Annotated in this window: 21 protein-coding genes; 14 read left to right on the top strand and 7 right to left on the bottom strand. The window is 37.8% G+C overall.

Features of this window, described 5'->3' with window-relative positions:
- The first annotated feature begins 287 nt into the window (after positions 1 to 287).
- Complete coding sequence (locus tag MHI47_RS16585) at positions 288 to 914, top strand: 3D domain-containing protein (protein WP_093538267.1); 627 nt, start codon at positions 288 to 290, stop codon at positions 912 to 914.
- A gap of 169 nt (positions 915 to 1083) precedes the next feature.
- Positions 1084 to 1842: a 3D domain-containing protein gene (locus MHI47_RS16580; RefSeq protein ID WP_281249763.1), complete on the top strand. Its 759-nt coding sequence runs from the start codon at positions 1084 to 1086 to the stop codon at positions 1840 to 1842.
- Between the two features lie 55 nt (positions 1843 to 1897).
- Here MHI47_RS16580 and MHI47_RS16575 read toward each other — a convergent pair whose 3' ends face one another.
- Together MHI47_RS16575 and MHI47_RS16570 are read right to left on the bottom strand one after the other, a co-directional pair.
- The gene (locus MHI47_RS16575) at positions 1898 to 2926 is read right to left on the bottom strand and encodes a FecCD family ABC transporter permease (RefSeq protein WP_407691721.1); all 1029 of its coding nucleotides are present in this window, start codon (positions 2924 to 2926) and stop codon (positions 1898 to 1900) included.
- A complete protein-coding gene (locus tag MHI47_RS16570; protein WP_407691723.1) occupies positions 2923 to 3957 on the bottom strand; it encodes a FecCD family ABC transporter permease in 1035 nt (344 codons plus the stop codon). The genes MHI47_RS16575 and MHI47_RS16570 overlap by 4 nt, the downstream gene beginning before the upstream one ends.
- A gap of 113 nt (positions 3958 to 4070) precedes the next feature.
- Here MHI47_RS16570 and MHI47_RS16565 point away from each other — a divergent pair, with 113 nt between their 5' ends.
- Positions 4071 to 5063, top strand: coding sequence for an ABC transporter substrate-binding protein (locus tag MHI47_RS16565; RefSeq protein WP_340763557.1), 993 nt, complete (start codon positions 4071 to 4073; stop codon positions 5061 to 5063).
- Positions 5064 to 5088: 25 nt separating this feature from the next.
- Here MHI47_RS16565 and MHI47_RS16560 read toward each other — a convergent pair whose 3' ends face one another.
- On the bottom strand, positions 5089 to 5607 hold the full coding sequence (locus tag MHI47_RS16560) for a hypothetical protein (protein WP_340831529.1): 519 nt from the start codon (positions 5605 to 5607) through the stop codon (positions 5089 to 5091).
- A gap of 142 nt (positions 5608 to 5749) precedes the next feature.
- Here MHI47_RS16560 and purU point away from each other — a divergent pair, with 142 nt between their 5' ends.
- Entirely contained in the window at positions 5750 to 6658 is a 909-nt protein-coding gene (purU, locus tag MHI47_RS16555; protein WP_340763555.1) for a formyltetrahydrofolate deformylase, read from the top strand.
- 500 nt (positions 6659 to 7158) lie between these two features.
- Here the strand turns inward: purU and MHI47_RS16550 are convergent, their stop codons facing one another.
- Positions 7159 to 8205 carry an acyltransferase family protein gene (locus MHI47_RS16550; RefSeq protein ID WP_340763554.1) on the bottom strand — a complete coding sequence of 349 codons (1047 nt, stop codon included), beginning with the start codon at positions 8203 to 8205 and terminating at the stop codon, positions 7159 to 7161.
- A gap of 110 nt (positions 8206 to 8315) precedes the next feature.
- Here MHI47_RS16550 and MHI47_RS16545 point away from each other — a divergent pair, with 110 nt between their 5' ends.
- The 6 genes from MHI47_RS16545 (at position 8316) to tsaD (ending at position 12378) form a co-directional block, all read left to right on the top strand.
- Positions 8316 to 8927, top strand: a complete 612-nt coding sequence (locus tag MHI47_RS16545; RefSeq protein ID WP_340831528.1) for a GDSL-type esterase/lipase family protein — start codon at positions 8316 to 8318, stop codon at positions 8925 to 8927.
- A 61-nt stretch (positions 8928 to 8988) separates the two neighbouring features.
- The gene (locus MHI47_RS16540; RefSeq protein WP_093538274.1) at positions 8989 to 9399 is read left to right on the top strand and encodes a YugN family protein; all 411 of its coding nucleotides are present in this window, start codon (positions 8989 to 8991) and stop codon (positions 9397 to 9399) included.
- A 382-nt stretch (positions 9400 to 9781) separates the two neighbouring features.
- Positions 9782 to 10234 (top strand): tRNA (adenosine(37)-N6)-threonylcarbamoyltransferase complex ATPase subunit type 1 TsaE, encoded by a 453-nt coding sequence (gene tsaE / locus MHI47_RS16535; protein ID WP_093538275.1) that lies wholly within the window; start codon positions 9782 to 9784, stop codon positions 10232 to 10234.
- Positions 10231 to 10917 (top strand): tRNA (adenosine(37)-N6)-threonylcarbamoyltransferase complex dimerization subunit type 1 TsaB, encoded by a 687-nt coding sequence (gene tsaB / locus MHI47_RS16530; RefSeq protein ID WP_340763551.1) that lies wholly within the window; start codon positions 10231 to 10233, stop codon positions 10915 to 10917. Before tsaE ends, tsaB begins: the two co-directional genes overlap by 4 nt.
- Positions 10907 to 11362 (top strand): ribosomal protein S18-alanine N-acetyltransferase, encoded by a 456-nt coding sequence (gene rimI / locus MHI47_RS16525; RefSeq protein ID WP_093538277.1) that lies wholly within the window; start codon positions 10907 to 10909, stop codon positions 11360 to 11362. Before tsaB ends, rimI begins: the two co-directional genes overlap by 11 nt.
- Positions 11359 to 12378 carry a tRNA (adenosine(37)-N6)-threonylcarbamoyltransferase complex transferase subunit TsaD gene (gene tsaD / locus MHI47_RS16520; protein WP_340831527.1) on the top strand — a complete coding sequence of 340 codons (1020 nt, stop codon included), beginning with the start codon at positions 11359 to 11361 and terminating at the stop codon, positions 12376 to 12378. The genes rimI and tsaD overlap by 4 nt, the downstream gene beginning before the upstream one ends.
- A gap of 562 nt (positions 12379 to 12940) precedes the next feature.
- On the opposite strand, the gene MHI47_RS16515 is transcribed toward tsaD, so the two are convergent.
- On the bottom strand, positions 12941 to 14872 hold the full coding sequence (locus MHI47_RS16515) for an ABC-F family ATP-binding cassette domain-containing protein (RefSeq protein ID WP_340763549.1): 1932 nt from the start codon (positions 14870 to 14872) through the stop codon (positions 12941 to 12943).
- Positions 14873 to 15001: 129 nt separating this feature from the next.
- On the opposite strand from MHI47_RS16515, the gene MHI47_RS16510 reads away from it, so the two are divergent.
- Positions 15002 to 15631, top strand: a complete 630-nt coding sequence (locus tag MHI47_RS16510) for a redox-sensing transcriptional repressor Rex (protein WP_340831526.1) — start codon at positions 15002 to 15004, stop codon at positions 15629 to 15631.
- Positions 15632 to 15716: 85 nt separating this feature from the next.
- Here MHI47_RS16510 and MHI47_RS16505 read toward each other — a convergent pair whose 3' ends face one another.
- Entirely contained in the window at positions 15717 to 16445 is a 729-nt protein-coding gene (locus MHI47_RS16505) for a CPBP family intramembrane glutamic endopeptidase (protein WP_340831525.1), read from the bottom strand.
- A gap of 187 nt (positions 16446 to 16632) precedes the next feature.
- On the opposite strand from MHI47_RS16505, the gene groES reads away from it, so the two are divergent.
- Together groES and groL are read left to right on the top strand one after the other, a co-directional pair.
- Positions 16633 to 16917: a co-chaperone GroES gene (gene groES, locus MHI47_RS16500; RefSeq protein WP_340770366.1), complete on the top strand. Its 285-nt coding sequence runs from the start codon at positions 16633 to 16635 to the stop codon at positions 16915 to 16917.
- A gap of 42 nt (positions 16918 to 16959) precedes the next feature.
- Complete coding sequence (gene groL / locus MHI47_RS16495) at positions 16960 to 18591, top strand: chaperonin GroEL (RefSeq protein ID WP_093538283.1); 1632 nt, start codon at positions 16960 to 16962, stop codon at positions 18589 to 18591.
- A gap of 67 nt (positions 18592 to 18658) precedes the next feature.
- Here the strand turns inward: groL and MHI47_RS16490 are convergent, their stop codons facing one another.
- Positions 18659 to 18865, bottom strand: a complete 207-nt coding sequence (locus MHI47_RS16490) for a tyrosine-type recombinase/integrase (protein WP_340832085.1) — start codon at positions 18863 to 18865, stop codon at positions 18659 to 18661.
- A gap of 460 nt (positions 18866 to 19325) precedes the next feature.
- Between MHI47_RS16490 and MHI47_RS16485 the strand changes: the two genes are divergently transcribed.
- Positions 19326 to 20501, top strand: a complete 1176-nt coding sequence (locus tag MHI47_RS16485; RefSeq protein ID WP_340831524.1) for an AAA family ATPase — start codon at positions 19326 to 19328, stop codon at positions 20499 to 20501.
- The last annotated feature ends 3 nt before the right edge of the window (positions 20502 to 20504 follow it).

The raw sequence follows: 20504 nt of genomic DNA, 5'->3' as shown, positions 1-20504 counted from the left end.
CCAATTAAATAGAAAGTAAAAAGCTGCCAATCCTCATTGGTAGCTTCTTTTTTGCGTTACAAATAATGATTCGATGTATGTAAAATACTTATTTCCATATAAAACCTTACATAAAATAATTGTTTTGATGCATATTAAAACAGTCGACAACTTCAGATTTTAAGAGACCTTTATAATGTGCTCTTTGGAAAGCTACCTATTGCACTTATAGACAGAAATGTTTGTATCTCTCTTTTTTAGGGCAATACATAAAAGGGATTATTGAAAAGTACATCGGAGGTATAACATTGAAAAATAGAATTATAATATTTACACTAATATTTATAAGTATAACTTTATCTACAGCAAGTGCTTCAGAACCATTGATAAACCAACTAGATTTACCAAATACAAAGGTAGAGGATACACCTATCGTAGAAGAAAGTCTTCCAGATCCAACTATTCATACAGTTGTAGAAGGAGATAATCTGTATGATATTGCGGAAGCTTATAATGTTCCCATTGACTTACTAATGGAGTGGAATGGATTGTCTGATCATGTGATTTATCCAAAAGACCAGTTAATACTAAGTAAGGATGCGGAGCTAGTGAAGCACCCAAGTACTATTCCGCCAGACGGACCAGGACAAGAGATGATAGTGGAGGCAACAGCCTATACAGCCTATTGCTATGGCTGCATCGGCATAACTGCTTACGGCATCGATCTAAGATCTAATCCAGAAGAGAAAGTGATTGCAGTGGACCCTACAGTTATTCCGCTTGGCACTAAAGTGTGGGTAGAAGGATACGGAGAAGCAATTGCTGGGGATACTGGTGGTGCTATAAAAGGTAATCGAATTGATGTGTTCATTCCTACTTATGATGGAGCAATTGAGTGGGGAAGACAGGAAATAATATTGAAAATCCTGGAGTAATTTAGATGTAAACTATGTGTATATAACACCATTTTTCCAAACAGATTTTATATGTTTGGGAGGATGGTTTCTTTTTATTTTGTTAGAATGTTTGTTTTTGAAAGTTTTTGGGCAATACTTAATCAAATTTAAAAGTGATTGAAAGATTGCTTGTAAGGAGGATAAAGTATTGAAAGCAAAAACGTTGTTAATGATTTTAGTAGCTACTTTTTCGATGAGCTCAGTAACGTACGCTGCTGATCCATTTCTAGTCGCCACTAGTGATGGAGAAGAATTTGATATATACAATTCAGATAGCGTCGCGGATTTTTCTTTTTTTGATGATGCACTAAATATCGAACTAGCTTATGATTTTCTACTGGAACCTAAGACATATACGGTAGAAAAAGGGGATAATCTATTTAGGATTGCTCTAGAGCACAGTATTTCATTGGAATCTCTGATGGAATGGAATAATATCGAAGGGGAACTAATCTTACCTGGCGATGTATTAACTGTAAGCAACACTGGTATTCCTGAAACTATTAAGAAGGTAGCGGCTGCTTCAACAACTGTAGCTAGAAGTTCCCCACCAACTAATACGGTGGAAGAACCAAAAGTAACCGTATCTTCTTCCAAAGAAGAGCCGGAAAGTTATGGAGCAGAGATGACGGTTACCGCCACGGCTTACACAGCGTATTGCGCAGGGTGCTCAGGGACGACCGCATATGGAATCGATTTGCGAGCTAACCCCAATCAAAAAGTAATAGCAGTAGATCCTCGGGTAATCCCATTAGGTACAAGAGTGTGGGTAGAGGGTTATGGAGAAGCAATAGCTGGTGACACAGGGGGAGCTATTAAAGGCAATAAAATTGATGTTTTTATCCCTTCTCATGATAATGCTATCGCTTGGGGAGTCAAAGAAGTAAAACTTAGAGTTATCAATTAAATCCCAAAAAACAGATCAGCGACTTATGCTGATCTGTTTTTTTAGTAATACATATTTAGTTCGTTTTTATAAGTAAGTAGATAAAGTAAGGAGCACCAAGAACGGAGATAACCAATCCGACTGGGAGTTCCATTGGTGCTAATATGACTCGGCCAAGGGTGTCTGCGAGTAATAGTAACAGTGCTCCTAGCAAAGCAGCTAGGGGTAGTGACTTGGCATGAGAAGCACCTACTAAACGGCGTGCCATATGTGGAGCGATTAGACCGAGAAAAGTAATTCCTCCTCCAACTGATACACAAACCGCCGCAATCGCTACGGAAATGAACAGAAGGAAGCGTCTTTCTTTTTCAATATTGGCCCCGACACCTATTGCAATAGAGTCTCCTAACTTTAATACATCTAAGACTCGAGATTTATAAAGAACAATTGGGATTAGGACAACTAACCAAAGTGCAATCATCCAAACAAATGTCCAATTTGTTCCCCAAATACTACCAGAAAGCCAAACGATCGCTTTCATAAAGTCAATCGGCTCCATTTTCATTTGGAAAATAGTTAGACCTGCTCCAAATGCAGCATTAATCCCGATTCCTACAAGTATTAGCCGTATAGGAGTTACACGACCATTTTTCCAGGAAATTATATAGATGAGGAATGCTGCTATAAATCCTCCGATTAGTGCTGCAAATGGCATGATGAAAATAGAAAGCCAACCAGTTATAAAGACAGTTCCTTGAAAAAAGAACATATAAAGCACGATGGTAAAACCTGCACCAGCATTGATGCCAAGAATGCCGGGATCAGCTAGTGGGTTTCCAGAAATTCCTTGCAAAATTGCACCAGATATAGAAATTCCTAAACCTACCAGTAAGGCCATGAATATTCGAGGTAAGCGGAATTCAAATATAGTAAGTTCATTTTGAGGAGTACCATTACCAAACAATGTAGCAATAACATCGGCAATCGGTATTTTCATATATCCTGCATTAATACTTATAAGAATAGCCATAATGATTAAAATAAATGTAGTGATCATAAGAAACTTATATTTGGCTTCATTTTTAGCTAAAGTGTTTGGCATCATAATCCTCTCCCCTCTTTACGTGCTAGGTAGAGAAAGAAAGGCACACCAATCAAGGCAGTAATTGCACTGACAGGTGTCTCAAAGGGAGGATTTACACTACGTCCAACGATATCTGCAGTGATCAATAATATACCCCCTAAAATAGCGGAACATGGAATAATCCACCGATAATCTACTCCAACTAGAAATCTAGTGATATGAGGAATTACCAGACCTACAAAACCAATCATCCCAGCAATGGATACTGCAGCTCCCGTTAATAGAAGTACAGCAATTGTTCCTAACAATTGTACATAACCGGTTCGTTGACCGAGTCCTTTTGCGACATCTTCTCCTAAACTTAGCACAGAGATAGAGCGCGACAAGATTAACGCTAATATAAGTCCGACGATGATAAATGGAATAGCAAATAAAATATGTTGCGGCTGAATACTCGATACGCCGCCAGCATACCAGTAGCTGATATCCTTTGATACATTGAATTTAATACCAATAGCTGTGGATAGGGAACTAAGTAGGGAGGTAATGGCTGAGCCGACTAGCGCTAATTTTACCGGAGTAACTCCACCCTTCGCCATAGCAGAGATTCCAAATACTAAAGCTGCACCGAGCCCCGCTCCAACGAATGAGAACATCATTAAGCCCAAGTAACTTATACCTGGTAACGCAGCTAGCGCAATGGCTATTAAAAAAGATGACCCTGAAGTAACCCCCATTATGGATGGGGAAGCCAATGGATTTCTTGTCATCCCTTGCATGATTGCACCAGATACTGCTAAAGCAGCTCCAACAGAAATAGCGGCTATAGCTCGGGGAAGTCGAAGTTCACGAATGATAACATGGGAAGAATTAGTTGGATCAAAGTGAAAAATAGCACTCCATACGTCCTGATAGCTTAAGGTGGAGGATGCCCCAAAATTTATAGATACCACCACACTAAGGGCAAGTAGTATGATGCCAATGATAATGACAGCAGAGCTAGTGAAAGGATTTTTATAATCTAATGTTGTTTTAGTATTCATATGTATCATTATCCCCATTTTAAGAAAAAATAAATATTGACAAATGAAAGAATTTGTATTCTAATTGAAATCGAGAATCATTATCAATGATTCTATTATATCATACCAAAAGGGAGATTAACATGAAAAATATACTAGGTAAAAATAAATGGATACAATTAGTAGGAGCAGGTGCTTTAGCTTTAGCATTAGCGGCTTGTGGGGATGAAGATTCTAAAGAGCAGTCCACAACAGATAAAGCAGAAGAACAAGCAACGGACGTACAGGAAAGCGATACACGTACATTGACAGATGCGATGGGCAATGAAGTAGTAGTGCCTGTTAACCCGGAACGTGTACTAGCTTCATACTTAGAAGATAATTTAGTCGCATTAGGAATAACTCCTGTTGCACAATGGAGTGTAAATGATGGAGCAAGCATACAGGGATATTTACAGGACGATTTAAAAGACGTTCCAATGATTCCTTATGACTTGCCATTCGAAGCAGTTCAAGAATACGCACCTGACTTGATCATCATGGATTCAGCAAGCATGGTAGAAGGCGGTAAATACGAGCAATACAGTAAAATTGCTCCAACATACGTAATTGGAACAGAAGTCAACAACGATTGGCGCGACGAACTAAAGCGTGTAGGGGAAGTATTCGGTAAAGAAGCAGAAGCTCAAAAAGCACTGGAAGATTATGATGCAAAAGCGGCAGAAGCAAAAGCAACGATAGAAGCTGAGGTAGGAAATCCTTCAGTAGCTGCTGTATGGCTAGTAGGTGGGAAATTCTTCGTAGTAGGAGAAAACTTATCTAGTGGTGCGGTAATGTATGGTGATTTAGGATTGAAGACACCTGCAGTAGTAAAAGAAATTTCAGCAAGTGCAACTGGTAACTGGAGTGAAATATCTTTAGAAAAACTGGTTGAGTTAGATGCAGAGCATTTATTCTTGATCAATAGTGATACAACAAGTGGTTCTACTGCTTTAAGTGAAGCATTATGGAACAGTGTTCCTGCTGTAAAAGCTGGAAATGTATATGAATTTTCACCAGACGAAAGCTGGTTATACACTGGAACAATTGCTAATGAACAAATTATCGACAATATTTTAAAAAGCATTGTAAAATAGTTTGCCAAGAGAGGCTATCTCCCTGTTATTGGGAGATAGCCTTTATTTGTTTTAGTTCTTCTGCCAATTTAGATCTACGTAACTTTCTGTGTCGCAGAAAGTCCTTCATCTCATCCACGGATTGATAAGACAAGCGAATATAGTAATAATTTATATACTCTGCTAGCGCAAACAGATATAAAAAGAGGGTCCAATAGTAGGCTTTAGAATGATTTATCGATTCATATATCAATAGAACAAAGCCAACTCCTATAAGAAAAAGATTCACTCGCTTTAGAATCCGGAAAAATTTCAGATGATAATCGGGCAATATAGTGAAATCTCTACGCCTAGCATGTCTCCATTTTAAATACCAATAATAACTTCCTTGTAATAATAGAAATTCTAGGAATAGAAATGCATATAAAGGGGGAAAAGAAGTTAAGTATGGATTTGCCCATTCATACATATGTAAAAATAGTAGCCATACACCTCCAAACATGATTGTTGCGGTCAATTCACCTGTAAACAATTTAAATAGTTTTTTCGTCAGTTTCTGATGCATGTACACACCCTCTTTGCGTAAAATTCTATGTTTAACAACGATTGTACCCCACTTTAATCATTTAATTTACTAAAGGGTTGAGAAGACAGATAGAATGTAGCATAATAAGAAAATTAATATTTATATAATGGGAGCTGTTTCTATGTCTATTAACATGAAAGCAAAAAGTAACTCACAACATCAAAACAGTCATTTTGAAAATCGGGGACGATTGCTAGTAAAATGCCCTGATAAACCGGGAATCGTGTCAGTGCTATCAACATTTTTACACACACATAATTCAAATATTATTGAGTCTAGCCAATATTCCAGTGATCCAGTGAACGGTACATTTTTTATACGAATTGCATATCATTGCGAAGGTTTAGTTGGAAAGTGTGCACAAATGGAAAAGGATTTCGAACAAATTGCTGCAGTGCATAATATGGAATATAGTTTTAATTATTTACGTGAGCGTACACGTTCTGCAATTTTTGTTTCTAAGGAACCACACTGTTTAATGGAGCTTTTATGGGAATGGCAAAACGGAGATTTGGATACAGATATAGTTGTAGTCATTAGTAATCATGAAGACGCCCGACCATTTGTCGAGGCTCTAGGCATTCCATATTATTATATACCAGCAAACAAAGAAATTCGAAAACAAGTGGAAGCTGAACAGGTTCGTTTAATGGAGCAGTACAAAGTAGATTTACTCATCCTGGCTCGTTATATGCAAATATTAACACCAGAGTTTGTAGAGCATTTTGAAAATCGGATTATTAATATCCATCATTCATTTCTACCAGCGTTTATCGGTGCTGGTCCATATGAGCGGGCATACGAACGCGGAGTAAAGCTGATTGGGGCTACTTCTCATTATGTAACAAACAATTTAGATGAAGGTCCAATTATCGAACAAGATGTGGAGCGAGTAGATCATCGGGATGACGTAGTTCAGTTAAAGAAAATTGGTCGTAATATCGAGCGACGAGTATTAACAAAAGCTGTGAAATGGCATTTAGAAAATCGTGTTATCGTAGAAGGCAATAAGACGATCGTTTTCCACTAAGTCAAAAGTTGGTAATGCTCATATAGGTTGAATGCGCTACTCCTTCTGTATATAATGGATATAGAAACAGAGACTATAAAGACTGGATACGCGAATATCCAGTCAGCAATTACAGACCGCGGAAAGAGCGGTTGGTCCAAGGTCGAAAATAACCGTCAAACCTTTAGCTCAGGGGACGGTTATTTCTTTTTTACAAAGAAAATGATAATGGTCACTACTATGGAAAAGGTTGCTATCAGTACAGCACTAAGCTGGATCAACAAACTCATCATCTGGTATGTTGTCATGGCAACACCTCCTAACGGAAAAGTGACCAGCCGCCTACCCTACTATGTAATTGCCAACTTATTATAACACAAAAAAGAACTAATGTTCTATTTTATTGTTGTGTCGTTATTCGAATCTCTAATCTAATGATGTCAAAGATGCATGATTTTTCACATAAATTCTCCGACAATAAAAGCCCTACCAGAGCAATTATTTCTCAGGTAGGGCTTCTATTAAATTTGAATGGGTTTCTTTGCTCGAATATCTCCTAATAAGAACCTTCCGTATGGAATCATTTTTTGAATAATGATAGATGCTATGATAGGTATGATTAATCCGAGTGTCGTAAAACCAATAATGCCGTATTGGAAATAGTCGTTCAGGATAATATCAGTGAAAATATGCAAATACATAATAGTAATTGAATGTTTTTCAATTTTTGCCAACCAGTCTAACGAAAGAATAGTAGTAATTCTTTGGAACAGACCAAGAATAACGATTATGAACGCAATGGGTATCACTAAGTCTAGTAGTAAATGTTCATAGCGAAGGAATTTCATACTTAAGTGATAATCAATAACCCCAAGTTTATCAGTAACTATGGCAGTTATTGCCACGATTAGAGCTCCGATAAACCACGTTTTAGTAATGTTCATCCAAATAGATTTAGCATAATAGCCAAGAGAAAAATAGACGATTGCCATTAAGACGACATCCAAGTTCCAAAGCATTGGAATTGTTTGTGAAGCTTTATCTGGTGCTCCACTAATATATTGCATTGCAAAAATACTTTCTAAATGTGCGACGATGTAAAATACGATAAGTAATACTATTTGTTTGAATCGATTTAAATACTTTGTCATCAATGTGAACAATAAATATGTAAAGAACAATGTGGTGACGAACCAGAAAACTCCATAAGCACCACGTGCAAAACGACCCGCAATAACTAATTTCCATAAATCTTGTATGTACCAGGATAAGTCGAAGTTACCTCCTGCAAGCTCCATTCCATATCGAACAGTTGTAATGGCTAATAGGAAAAAGAAATAAGGTACCATCAGCTGTAGAAACCTTTTTTTGATAGAGACTTTTGTATCTTGTTCCTCTTTTAATTCTTTGAAAAATAATCCACTTAATAAGAAAAAGGCCGGCATATGAAACCAATATATATATGTGATAAACGGAAAATCCAATTCACCTGGATAATGTCCGATTACAACTAATATCATTAAGAATCCTTTTGTCACATCCACCCATGTTAATCGCTTGTTAGCCATAAAACTTCCTCCAAAACATAATATCTATGTTTGTTTATCCGTTTTTGGGTAATTATAAACGTATAATGTGTTTCAAGTATATTACATATTTTTAAAAGGAGTTTTGTTATATGTTGGAAGTAATTTGTTTTGGTGATAGTATCACTGCCAGAAAAGAAGGGTATCCATCGCCCATATTAACTCATAAAATGTCTTCAAAAATGCCTAATTATAAATTTATCAATGCAGGAGTATCCGGAAATACAACGGAGCAAGCGATGTTTCGTTTTAACAAAGATGTGTTATCTAAGCGTCCAGATGTAGTGACTGTATTATTTGGAGCAAATGATTCGGCAACTGATAAGTTGGTAGATATAGATATGTTTAGGCGTAATATTTCATTGTTTACAAAGCAGATTGGTCCAGAAAAGACTATATTAATAAGCCCAGCTCCCGTTGATGAATCCCTTCAGAGCAACCGAACGAATGAACGTTTAAAACAATATGCTCAAGTGGTTCAGGAGGTGGCAGAAGAGACAAACAGTTATTTTATCGACTTTTTTCAAATTGTATACTCAAAGCCAAACTATAAGGAGTTATTAGTTGGAGAGAAGAATGATGGACTTCATTTTGGGGAAGCTTGCTATGAATTGCTTTCTGGTGTAATAGTGGAAAAGATAGAGGACATGGAAATTGAGGATGGTTTCTTCAAAAAGTTAGTAGACCGATTAATGAGAGGCTAGTATTTTTCTAGCGATTGTTGGTAATGATAATAGAAAGATTCGAATGAGGAGTGAATTTTTCATGCTGCAATTACAAACAGAGTTAGAAGGAAAAGAAATCGGTTTTGGTGATTTAAGAAGTAGAATAGATAGCCTCGGGTATACGATAGGTGGAAATTGGGACTACCATAAAGGCAGTTTTGACAATGTATTATGGCGAAATGAAGGCGAAACCATTTACTTGCGACTTCCATTTGAAGTGGTGGAAGGGGAGTTAGATAATTACGACGCACAGATTAAGTTTCAAACTCCTTATGTGATCAAGCATGTTGTTAATATAGGGTTAGATGATGAGGAGAATTCACTGCTCACATCTACAGGGTTCAATCAATTCCAACCTCCAGTTGATAAGGATGGTCAAATTGAAAACCAAAATAAATGGACAGCAGCTGGAGAACAAGCAGTTGAGAAAATCGTACGGTTAGTTCAATAAGTGAAAGATCATTTTGCACAAGTTGCGAAATGATCTTTTTTTTAACAGATGAGAAAGTGTATGTAGCGTGAAATCTGGATTTACAGAACGTTTAAGAAAAAATTATACTACTGATTTTCACTTCCGGCGGATGCTTTCCGAGGGCTTGGCTTCAGCTCAAGCTATATAGCTGGTGTCGCCGCTCCTAGCCCCTCGAGTCGCTTCAGAATTGTAAATAAAGGCAAAGAGCGCCTTTATTGCTATTCTTCCATCGCTTGTCTTACATAGGCGCTTGCGCTTTTGTTCTTGCTAGAAGCTAACTGAAAGACCCCACACTTACAATATTCGACGTATTTCATTATAATAGAAGCATTAGAGATGTAACTGGAAAGGAAAGCAACCGATGAAATATGAACGAATGATTAATTCGGAGCAAGAAACACAGGCTCTTGCTGAGCAAATGGCAGCTCGCTTACATGCCGGGGATGTCCTGACTCTAGAAGGTGATTTAGGAGCAGGTAAAACGACATTCACTAAAAGTGTGGCAAAAGGTTTGGGTATTAAGCGTAACGTGAACAGTCCCACTTTTACTATATTAAAACAGTATGAGGGTAGGCTCCCGTTAAACCATTTAGATGTTTACCGACTTGCAAATAGTGACGAGGATCTAGGGTGGGACGAGCTGTTTTACGGGGATGCGGTCAGCATTATTGAGTGGGCCCATTTGATAGAAGAAGACCTACCAGCAGAACGATTAGCGATTCAGATACTGCGGCTAGATGAGAATGCCAGAAAATTTACGTTTATGCCCCTGGGCGAACGATATGAACAATTATGTGAGGAGCTTTTTGAATGATTTGGTTAGGAATAGATACATCACATACACCGCTAGCGGTAGCTATTGTAAAGGACGAACAAGTACTTGCTTCGATTCAGTCCTCTATGAAAATTACTCACTCGATTGGAACAATGCCTGCAATTGAAGAATTAATGGAAAAAGCAAATATCAAGCCAAATGAAATAGAGGCAATTGCTGTAGCGAAAGGACCCGGTTCTTATACAGGAGTACGTATTGGAGTTACGATTGGAAAAACGCTCGCATGGACACTAAAGGTGCCGATATATTCAGTATCGAGCTTACATGTACTTGCCGAGAATGCACCCTATTTCCAAGGAGTAGTGTGTTCTATTATGGATGCACGTCGCGGTAATGTCTTTGCTGGAATCTATACAAACGGTGAAGTAGTAAAAGAAGCGCATATGTCTTTAGTAGATCTACTGACCACGTTAGATAATTTAGAACAGCCAGTTTTGTTTGTTGGGATGGACGTTACAATTCACTGGGAGCATATAAAGGAAGTACTTGGAGATAAGGTGCAACGTGTTAATGCTGCTTTCGATTTACCAAATGCTGCAGTTTTAATAGAAATGGCAAAAAAAATGGAGCCTGACGAAGTGCATACAGTAGTGCCGGAGTATTTACGTATTACAGAAGCAGAGGCAAACTGGATGAAAGAGCAGAAGAAAAATGGAAACTAATATTACGTATCGCAAAATGACAATAGATGATATAGACCAAGTTCTGTTAATCGAAGAGGAAGCTTTCGATACACCGTGGACAAGAGAAGCCTTTGAGCACGAAATGACGACAAATGAATATTCACACTATCTTGTAGCTGAAACTGAAACGAAAGAGTTAGTTGGATACTGTGGCATGTGGGTAGTGATGGATGAAAGTCATATTACCAATGTGGCGGTATCGGAAAGAATGCGTGGAAACAAAATTGGCGAAGGCTTAATGCGTGAAGCTATCCGTGTTGTAACAGAGCAAAATGTAGTTCTCATGACGTTAGAAGTTAGAGTTTCAAATGATGTAGCGAAGAACTTATATCATAAACTCAATTTTCAAGACGGAGGCATACGGAAAAATTATTATTCAGATACCGGAGAGGATGCACTTGTGATGTGGGTGGAATTTAAATGATGAAAGACCAATATATCTTAGGGATAGAAACGAGCTGTGATGAGACAGCGGCATCGATAGTAAAAAATGGGCAAGAGATTATTTCCAATGTAGTCGCTTCACAAATTGAAAGTCATAAACGATTCGGTGGGGTAGTGCCCGAAATTGCATCCAGACATCATGTGGAGCAAATTACGATTGTCATTGAAGAAGCATTAAAACAAGCAGGCATGACACCTCAGGATTTAGATGCAGTTGCAGTAACAGAAGGACCTGGGTTAGTAGGGGCTCTTCTAATAGGTATAAATGCAGCGAAAGCATTTGCTTTTGCGAATGGGCTTCCACTTGTTGGAGTTCATCATATAGCAGGACATATTTATGCAAATGCGTTAGTACAGAAGATGGAATTTCCACTTCTTGCATTAGTTGTTTCTGGAGGGCATACAGAGCTTGTATTGATGAAGGACGATGGTCTGTTCGAATTAATCGGTGAGACTAGAGATGACGCTGCAGGTGAAGCGTACGATAAAGTAGCACGTGTACTGAATCTCCCTTATCCAGGAGGCCCACATATCGATAAACTAGCTAGTGAAAGTGACGAAGCACTGCAATTTCCAAGAGCTTGGCTAGAAGAAGGGTCCTATGATTTTAGCTTTAGTGGATTAAAATCAGCAGTTATCAATTATCAGCATAACGCCGAGCAACGAGGGGAAAAAGTAAATCCGAACCATCTGGCGGCGGGCTTCCAGCAAAGTGTAGTGGAAGTGTTAACAACAAAAACAATTCGTGCTGCACGAGAATTTAAAGTTAAACAAGTCATAGCGGCAGGTGGAGTTGCTGCCAATAAAGGACTTCGTACATCACTAGAAGAAGCTTTTACTAAAGAAAATATACCTTTTTATGTTCCTCCCATCAAACTGTGTACCGATAATGCTGCGATGATTGCAGCTGCAGGAAATTCGAAATTTTCAGCGGGTCATAGAGGTAATATGTCGATGAATGGTAGACCTGGACTAGAATTAGATAGTTGGAACTGAAAAAAACGGAAATACCTATAATATCCCTGAAAAGCGTCGGAGAATTGACGGTAAGGCTTCTTTTGCCTTTATCCGACATTCTGAAACAACTCAAGGGGCTAGAGCCTAGACAAATAATTGATGCCCTCTTTTCTTCGACAAGAAAAGAGGGTTTTTTAACACGGAATTTAGTAGTTGTCAATAGAGAACATCCGTACTTATGCACAATTTGTGGATAACATGTGTGTAACTTAAGATAAAACTATATATAGTATGATTGTTATGCACAGCACTGTGGACAACTAAGTTTTTGAATTGTGGACAATGTGGATAAACCTGTTGATAGATTGATATAACTCGTTTTTCTTTGTGAATAAATATGTGGAGAAAAATTATTGCAAAATAGCACTTGACCAACATATATGTACACCATACGACAGACATTCAATGAAAAATTAATATAAAGGAAGGATTAATACTAAAATTGTAGAATTTTAGTAGTTAGGGAGAAAATACCAAGATTAGAAAGCAAAAAGAAAAGGTAGTGAAGCCAAAACAAAATTGGTTACACTACCTTTTTTCTTTAAGTCGCTATTTCTTCCAGTTGTTCCTGTAATTCCAACCACTCATTGGATAAGTTATCTTGTTTTTCCTTCAATTGATCGAGTTCCATTTGTAATTGTTGAACAGCTTCATGGTCTTGGAAAATCTCCGGTTCACATAGCTTTTCTTCGATTATCGTAATTTCCGCGTCAACCGTCGGCATCTGACTTTCTAATTCCTCTAGCTGGCGTCGAAGCTGACGTTCTTTTTTCTTAGCTTCTTTATCTATAGTGGATGTGTTCACTTTGGTAACTACTGTATTTTCCACGACAGCATTTTCTAAAGCAAGCTCTTCCATTTCTTCTTTTTTCTCTAAATAGTAGTCGTAGTCTCCAAGGAACAGGGTTGCATCATCACTTGCTAACTCAATCACTTTTGTTGCTATTCGGTTAATGAAATAACGGTCATGGGATACGAATATAATCGTCCCTGGGAAATCAAGTAATGCATTTTCGAGAACCTCTTTACTGTCTAAGTCTAGATGGTTAGTAGGCTCATCGAGTACAAGGGTGTTCGCTTTTAAAAGCATGAGCTTGGCAAGTGCAAGTCTAGCTTTTTCACCACCAGACAGTGTAGATACCGTTTTTTGTACATCATCTCCCGTAAATAAGAATCGGCCTAATACGTTACGGATATCTCGCTCATTCATCAATGGCCATTCATCCCACAGTTCTAACAAAGCTGTCTTATTGCCAGTCAGTGCCGCTTGCTCTTGGTCATAATAACCAAATTGGACATTTGTTCCGTATTGAATTTTGCCTCCAGCAGCTTCCAGTTGTTTCATAATGGTTTTTAGTAAAGTCGATTTTCCAACTCCATTTGGTCCAACAAGCGCAATTCGATCCTGTTTGTACACAGAAAAGGATATGTTAGATGAAACTGTATTGTTTGGATAACCGACTGCAATTTCCTCTAGGCGGAGAACGTCATTCCCACTAGGTCGGTCGATAGTAAATCCGAATGAAGCAGATTTTTCATCGCCGTCTGGGGAATCCATCCAGTCTGTTTTTTCAATAACCTTCCGTCTAGATTGGGCCATTTTAGTCGTAGAGGCACGAGCTAGGTTTTTACTAACAAACTCCTCTAGCTTTGCTTTTTCCTCTTGCTGTTTTTCATATTTCTTACTATCTAATTCATAGTTTTTTGCTTTTTGCGTTAAGTAAGAGCTATAGTTTCCAACAAATCTTGCTACATTATGACGAGATACCTCATACACAAAGGTAACTACCTGATCTAAAAAGTAACGATCATGCGATACGATAAGAACAGCACCATTATAATTCTTTAAATAATTTTCTAAAAAGCTTAATGTTTGAATGTCCAAATGATTGGTAGGCTCATCGAGGATGAGTAAGTCTGGCTTACTTAAAAGCATTTTAGCTAATGCTAGTCTCGTTTTTTGACCACCAGATAATGCTTGGACTGGCTTCTCATAATCTTCTGGGAAGAACTGCATGCCATGTAGGATAGATCGAATATCAGATTCGAAGCGATAACCACCAGCTTCATTGAAAGCTAATTGCAATTCATCGTACGTTGCTGCCACTCTTGCATAAGCCTCGGTATCTTCATATACAGAAGGATCAGCCATCTGTGATTCTAAGGAACGAAGCTCTTTTTCTGAGTTAATGAGATGACTAAAAATAGTCTTCATTTCGTCCCAAATAGTCAGCTTAGATTCTAGACCTGCATGTTGCTCTAGATAGCCAAGACGAATATTTTTGGGCATAATGATTTCGCCTGAATCGTATGACATTTCACCAGCAATTATTTTAAGTAAAGTAGATTTTCCAGCACCGTTTCTGCCAACAAGGGCGACCCGGTCTCTGTCCTGAACCTCTAGCTTTACGTTTGTTAATATATCTTCACCGTTAAAGGATTTTGTTATTTGATTGACTTGTAAAACGATCACAGTATTCGCACCTCAATTCTAACTTAAGTGTAATAGATAGGGCTTGTTGTTGCAACGCCATAGCTTTACAATGGTAGAAATGTCTAGTAAGATAAAAACGATTTGTTTGACTAAACTAGGAGGATTTTTATGAAACCAGATATACCAAGAATTCCTCAAGCAACTACAAAAAGACTTCCATTATATTATAGATTTTTACAAAGCTTTGATAATGCCGGACATAAAAGAGTTTCTTCACAGGAATTGAGTGAAGCGATGAAGATTGATTCCGCAACAATTAGAAGAGATTTCTCTCATTTTGGTGCTCTCGGGAAAAAGGGTTACGGCTACGAAGTACCAACGTTACTGGAGTTTTTCCGTAAAACACTAGATCAGGATGAGGCAGCGAATGTCGCGCTTATTGGTGTTGGTAGTTTGGGAACTGCTTTCTTGAAGTATAACTTCCAAAAAAATCATAACACTAAGATTGTTGTAGCTTTTGATACAAAGGCACCTGTTGAGGGAACGACTATTAGTGATATACCTGTATATCATTCTAGTGTTATGCTAGAAAAACTAGAGGAATATGGAATTGAGTTAGTTATTTTCACTTTACCGAGTAGATCAGCACAGCAAGTAGCAGACCAACTAGGGACTTCGTCTATTAAAGGGATACTAAACTTTACACCAATTCGTATTCAAACAACGGATGCGATCCGAGTACACACAATCGATTTATCTGTCGAATTGCAAACCTTGATTTATCTCATAAGAAACTAACATACTGAATAACTAAAGAAGCCTTTGACCACAATGCTAATGGGTCAAAGGCTTTTTATTGATGACTAGAAGTTATAGGAGTGTACTATTGAAAGAATATTAACTGCATATTGGAATATTGCTTCAAAAATTGCTGGATTTCATCTCCGTAAAATTGAACGAGTACAACGAATCCATTTAATAGCATATGGGAAATCATAGACGCCATAATCCTTTTCGTCTTGTAATAGATAAAGGAGAATATAAATCCTGATACTGCATATAGTAGTATGTGCGTAAAGTCAAAGTGAATAATTCCAAATACAATCGCACTAACAGAAGCAGCTACAAAGAAATTAGTTTTTGGTAATAATGTTCCGAAGATTATGCGTCTGAATATGAGCTCCTCTAAAATAGGAGCGAAAATAACGATGGAAAAAATAGCTAATGGTACAGCTTGGGCGATTTCGATAAACTGGGTTGTATTCTCTGATCCAGGATCCACACCAAACTTTTGTTCAATGTTAGCTGCATAAGCTTGACCTAAAAGGACTAGGAAAAAACCGATAACTCCCCAACCAACTGTTTGAAGGAGTGGACTAGACTTGCCTTTTAACGGTTTTAAGTAATTACTGTCTTTCTTAATAATGAACAAGGTGATTAATGTGGCGATCCCCATACTAAGAAATACCCACCATCCAGAAGCAATGAGGGCTGCATTTTCTATTTCCATAGTTTCTAATAACTTATAAAGAAGCGGTGCAAACACAGCTCCTGATAACTGCATAATACAATAAACAATTAAAATGTAGATACCGGTTTTTTGTTGTTTCATGAACAGTTTGATTCCTCTCTGTATGTACCTTCTCCTTTTATTGTATAGGAAATAGGAAATAAAAGAAAAAGATACCTTCTCACTTGCAAAATGTTCTGTGATTAATTATTATTATAAGTGTGTTAGCACTCAAAGAGTAAGAGTGCTAATAATATTACATTTTACTATTTTAGGGAGGTAGTTTCACTTGTTAAGACCATTAGGTGATCGTATCATAATCGAATTAATCGAAGCTGAGGAAAAAACAGCATCTGGCATCGTACTTCCAGACTCTGCTAAAGAAAAACCGCAAGAAGGAAAAATTGTTGCTATAGGTACTGGACGAGTACTTGAAAACGGCACTCGCGTTGAACTTGACGTTAAAGAGGGAGACCGTATCATCTTCTCTAAATATTCAGGTACAGAAGTGAAATATGACAACAATGACTATTTAATATTACGCGAAAGCGATGTACTAGCTGTAATTGGCTAATAATAAAACTTCACAAAATATATTCAGGAGGTAACTATACACATGGCTAAAGAAATTAAATTCAGTGAAGACGCTCGTAGTGCAATGCTACGTGGAGTGGATAAACTTGCAGATGCTGTTAAAGTAACACTTGGACCAAAAGGACGTAACGTTGTTCTAGAGAAAAAATTTGGTTCACCACTTATTACTAATGATGGTGTAACAATTGCAAAAGATATCGAATTGGAAGATGCATTCGAAAACATGGGTGCTAAATTAGTGGCAGAAGTTGCTTCTAAAACAAACGATATCGCTGGTGACGGTACAACAACTGCTACAGTACTTGCACAATCCATGATTCGCGAAGGATTGAAAAACGTAACAGCTGGTGCTAACCCAGTAGGGATCCGTAAAGGTATTGACCTTGCAGTTGCTGCAGCAGTTACAGAACTAAAAGCAATCTCTAAACAAATCGAAGGCAAAGAGTCTATTGCTCAAGTTGCAGCTATATCTTCAGGTGATTCTGAAGTTGGTGAACTAATCGCTGAAGCAATGGAACGCGTTGGTAACGACGGTGTTATTACTATTGAAGAATCTAAAGGGTTTACAACTGAACTTGATGTAGTAGAAGGTATGCAATTCGATCGTGGATATGCATCTCCTTATATGGTGACAGATTCAGATAAAATGGAAGCTATTTTAGATAATCCATATATTTTAATTACTGATAAAAAAATCACAAGCATTCAAGAAATTCTTCCTGTGCTTGAGCAAGTAGTTCAACAAGGCAAACCACTTTTACTAATCTCTGAGGACGTAGAAGGAGAAGCACTTGCTACTCTAGTGTTAAACAAATTACGTGGAACTTTCAATGCTGTAGCTGTTAAAGCTCCAGGATTTGGTGACCGTCGTAAAGCAATGCTAGAAGATATTGCCGTATTAACTGGTGCTGAAGTAATTACAGAAGATTTAGGTTTAGACTTAAAATCTGCTAATATTACACAGTTAGGTCGCGCTTCTAAAGTTGTTGTATCTAAAGACAATACGACAATCGTAGAAGGTAACGGAGATTCTGATCGCATCGCTGGACGTGTAACACAAATCCGTTCTCAATTAGAAGACACAACATCTGAATTCGACAAAGAAAAACTACAAGAACGCCTTGCTAAATTAGCTGGTGGTGTAGCAGTAGTAAAAGTTGGAGCAGCTACAGAAACAGAACTAAAAGAACGTAAGCTTCGTATTGAGGATGCTTTAAACGCAACTCGCGCAGCTGTAGAAGAAGGTATCGTAGCTGGTGGTGGTACTGCACTAGTAAACGTATATAACAAAGTTGCAGAATTAGCAGAAACTAAAGAAGGCGACGTAGCAACTGGACTGAAAATTGTACTTCGTGCATTAGAAGAACCAGTTCGTCAAATCGCTAACAACGCAGGTCTTGAAGGATCTATCGTTGTAGATCGTTTGAAACGTGAAGAAGTTGGTATCGGCTTTAACGCAGCAACAGGCGAATGGGTGAACATGATCGAAGCTGGTATCGTAGATCCAACTAAAGTTACTCGTTCAGCACTTCAAAATGCTGCATCTGTAGCAGCATTATTCTTAACTACAGAAGCAGTAGTAGCAGATATTCCAGAACCAGCAGGCGGCGGCATGGGTATGCCTGACATGGGTGGAATGGGCGGCATGATGTAATAAGCCGCTTCAACCCTTGATATGTATGGGTTTGTATGTAAGGTGAAAGTGAAATGCTAACATTTTGCTAACATAGAGGATTATAATCGAGGCTTCTCATTAGTTGTGTAAACTTTTGGGAAGCTTCTTTTCTTATTTCTTTTGTAACGTGGAGATAGACATTCTTGGTGATTTGATCATCTGAATAGCCAAGTCTATCCATGACTTGTTCGAGTGCGACACCTGCTTCTGCTAATAATGAAGTGTGCGTATGCCTTAATGAATGCGTTGAAATCGATTGGTTTAGTCAACCATTCCACTTATATAGGAACAGAGCCCCATCTGTGCCTCTAAATACTCCAAATAGGAAGGTTTTTCATCAATTCGCTGAATTGTTGAAAGACCTTTTTTCTTACTCTTCTATCCTTATGGCCATAGTTTCTATTCACCTCTTCTGTAGTGCTGTTACTAGGAAAAAAACGATAGTTTGGTGTTTATGCACTTTAATTTATATTAAATATTGATGCCTCTCATTAATTCGCTGAATTTTGGAGAGGTATTTTTAGTTCTGTTTTGGAAGGAGAAGAAGCATCTTTCAGTAAAATATAGTAGTGGGAAGAGTAAAGTGAATGAGTTTGAATCAAACTGTATTAAAACCAATTCTCGCATATATTTTCTTTCGAGAAATGGGAAAGTGAGACTACAAGCAAGGGTTACTGTTTCTATTTATATTACAAAGTAAGGAGTTATATAAAATGATATTTACTAATGGCAATAAGTTAGAGGAAATCAGACAGGCGCTCAATTCAAAGTTTTTTGAACGAGAGAATGAGGTTGAGGGAATTCTAGTTGCATTACTCTCTAGGCAGCATATGCTCATGATTGGTCCTGCAGGAACTGCAAAATCGGCATTGTCGAGTGAATTATCTAAAATTATAGAGGGATCTGCATATTTTCAATGGTTGCTGACAAAGTTCAGTACACCTGAGGAAGTATTTGGCCCATTATCGTTAAAAGGTTTGGAACAGGGCGTATACCAACGGATTATTACATCTAAAATGCCGGAAGCTAATATAGTTTTCTTAGATGAAATCTTTAAAGCGAACTCTGCTATTTTGAATAGCTTACTTACGCTTATTAATGAAAGACTATTCTATAATAATGGGTCACCAGTTCAAGTTCCCTTGATGTCTGTAATAGGTGCTTCCAATGAATACCCTGAGGAAGAAGAAGGGCTTGATGCGCTATTTGATCGTTTCCTTTTGCGATTTGAGATTGACTTTATCGCAGATGAAACAAATTTTGTCTCGATGTTGAAAGCTTCTGGTCAAACTATACAAATGCCATTCATGACAATGGAAGAATTGCTGCATCTCCAGTTTTTGACCGATAGGGTAGTCATTCCTGACGAGGTATATAAAGCCCTATCGAAAATTCGTGTGGAGTTAAGGGATGAAGGAATTCGCCCATCAGATAGAAGGTTCAAGCAGTCATTGAGTGTTCTACAAGCGAAAGCAATGATTAACCAAAGGCAAGCTGTCCAGATGGATGATATCGCGATTCTTGAAAATGTTCTTTGGGAAAAGGTGGAGCAAAAAGATGCCGTGTCTTACATTATTCGGAATCATGCACATGACGTTATTACGCAAACTCTCTATTCCTTACAAAATGAAGCAAATGAAGTGTTCTACTCCATACTCAAGGATCAGTCACCAGAGACTGGAATGGAAGCGACTCAAAAAATGATGGTCTTAGTGGCTGATTTAAATAAGCTTAAAAATCAAAATGAAAGTCGAAAGGCTGATATCGATGTCTTACTAAATAAAGTAACCTCGATGCAACATGAAATGTTGGATAGGATTTTAGAACCCTGTTATTTGGATAACCTAAAAGAAAAAAGATGTTCCACGAGTATCTTTTTTAAGATGTGAAAA

Origin of the sequence: Psychrobacillus sp. FSL H8-0487 (genome assembly GCF_038008385.1) — a bacterium.
Classification (GTDB): Bacteria; Bacillota; Bacilli; order Bacillales_A; family Planococcaceae; genus Psychrobacillus; species Psychrobacillus psychrotolerans.
Note: the sequence above shows the minus strand (reverse complement) of the source record. Positions and strands in the feature narration are given on the sequence as shown.

Excerpts from the sequence above, each read along its gene's own strand:
- MHI47_RS16575 (WP_407691721.1), bottom strand. The coding sequence starts at position 2,926 with ATGATGCCAAACACTTTAGCTAAAAATGAAGCCAAATATAAGTTTCTT.
- MHI47_RS16510 (WP_340831526.1), top strand. The coding sequence starts at position 15,002 with ATGAAACCAGATATACCAAGAATTCCTCAAGCAACTACAAAAAGACTT.
- rimI (WP_093538277.1), top strand. The coding sequence starts at position 10,907 with ATGGAAACTAATATTACGTATCGCAAAATGACAATAGATGATATAGAC.
- purU (WP_340763555.1), top strand. The coding sequence starts at position 5,750 with ATGTCTATTAACATGAAAGCAAAAAGTAACTCACAACATCAAAACAGT.
- tsaD (WP_340831527.1), top strand. The coding sequence starts at position 11,359 with ATGATGAAAGACCAATATATCTTAGGGATAGAAACGAGCTGTGATGAG.
- MHI47_RS16505 (WP_340831525.1), bottom strand. The coding sequence starts at position 16,445 with ATGAAACAACAAAAAACCGGTATCTACATTTTAATTGTTTATTGTATT.
- MHI47_RS16550 (WP_340763554.1), bottom strand. The coding sequence starts at position 8,205 with ATGGCTAACAAGCGATTAACATGGGTGGATGTGACAAAAGGATTCTTA.
- tsaE (WP_093538275.1), top strand. The coding sequence starts at position 9,782 with ATGAAATATGAACGAATGATTAATTCGGAGCAAGAAACACAGGCTCTT.
- MHI47_RS16545 (WP_340831528.1), top strand. The coding sequence starts at position 8,316 with ATGTTGGAAGTAATTTGTTTTGGTGATAGTATCACTGCCAGAAAAGAA.
- MHI47_RS16485 (WP_340831524.1), top strand. The coding sequence starts at position 19,326 with ATGATATTTACTAATGGCAATAAGTTAGAGGAAATCAGACAGGCGCTC.
- MHI47_RS16560 (WP_340831529.1), bottom strand. The coding sequence starts at position 5,607 with ATGCATCAGAAACTGACGAAAAAACTATTTAAATTGTTTACAGGTGAA.
- MHI47_RS16565 (WP_340763557.1), top strand. The coding sequence starts at position 4,071 with ATGAAAAATATACTAGGTAAAAATAAATGGATACAATTAGTAGGAGCA.
- MHI47_RS16570 (WP_407691723.1), bottom strand. The coding sequence starts at position 3,957 with ATGATACATATGAATACTAAAACAACATTAGATTATAAAAATCCTTTC.
- tsaB (WP_340763551.1), top strand. The coding sequence starts at position 10,231 with ATGATTTGGTTAGGAATAGATACATCACATACACCGCTAGCGGTAGCT.
- MHI47_RS16540 (WP_093538274.1), top strand. The coding sequence starts at position 8,989 with ATGCTGCAATTACAAACAGAGTTAGAAGGAAAAGAAATCGGTTTTGGT.
- groL (WP_093538283.1), top strand. The coding sequence starts at position 16,960 with ATGGCTAAAGAAATTAAATTCAGTGAAGACGCTCGTAGTGCAATGCTA.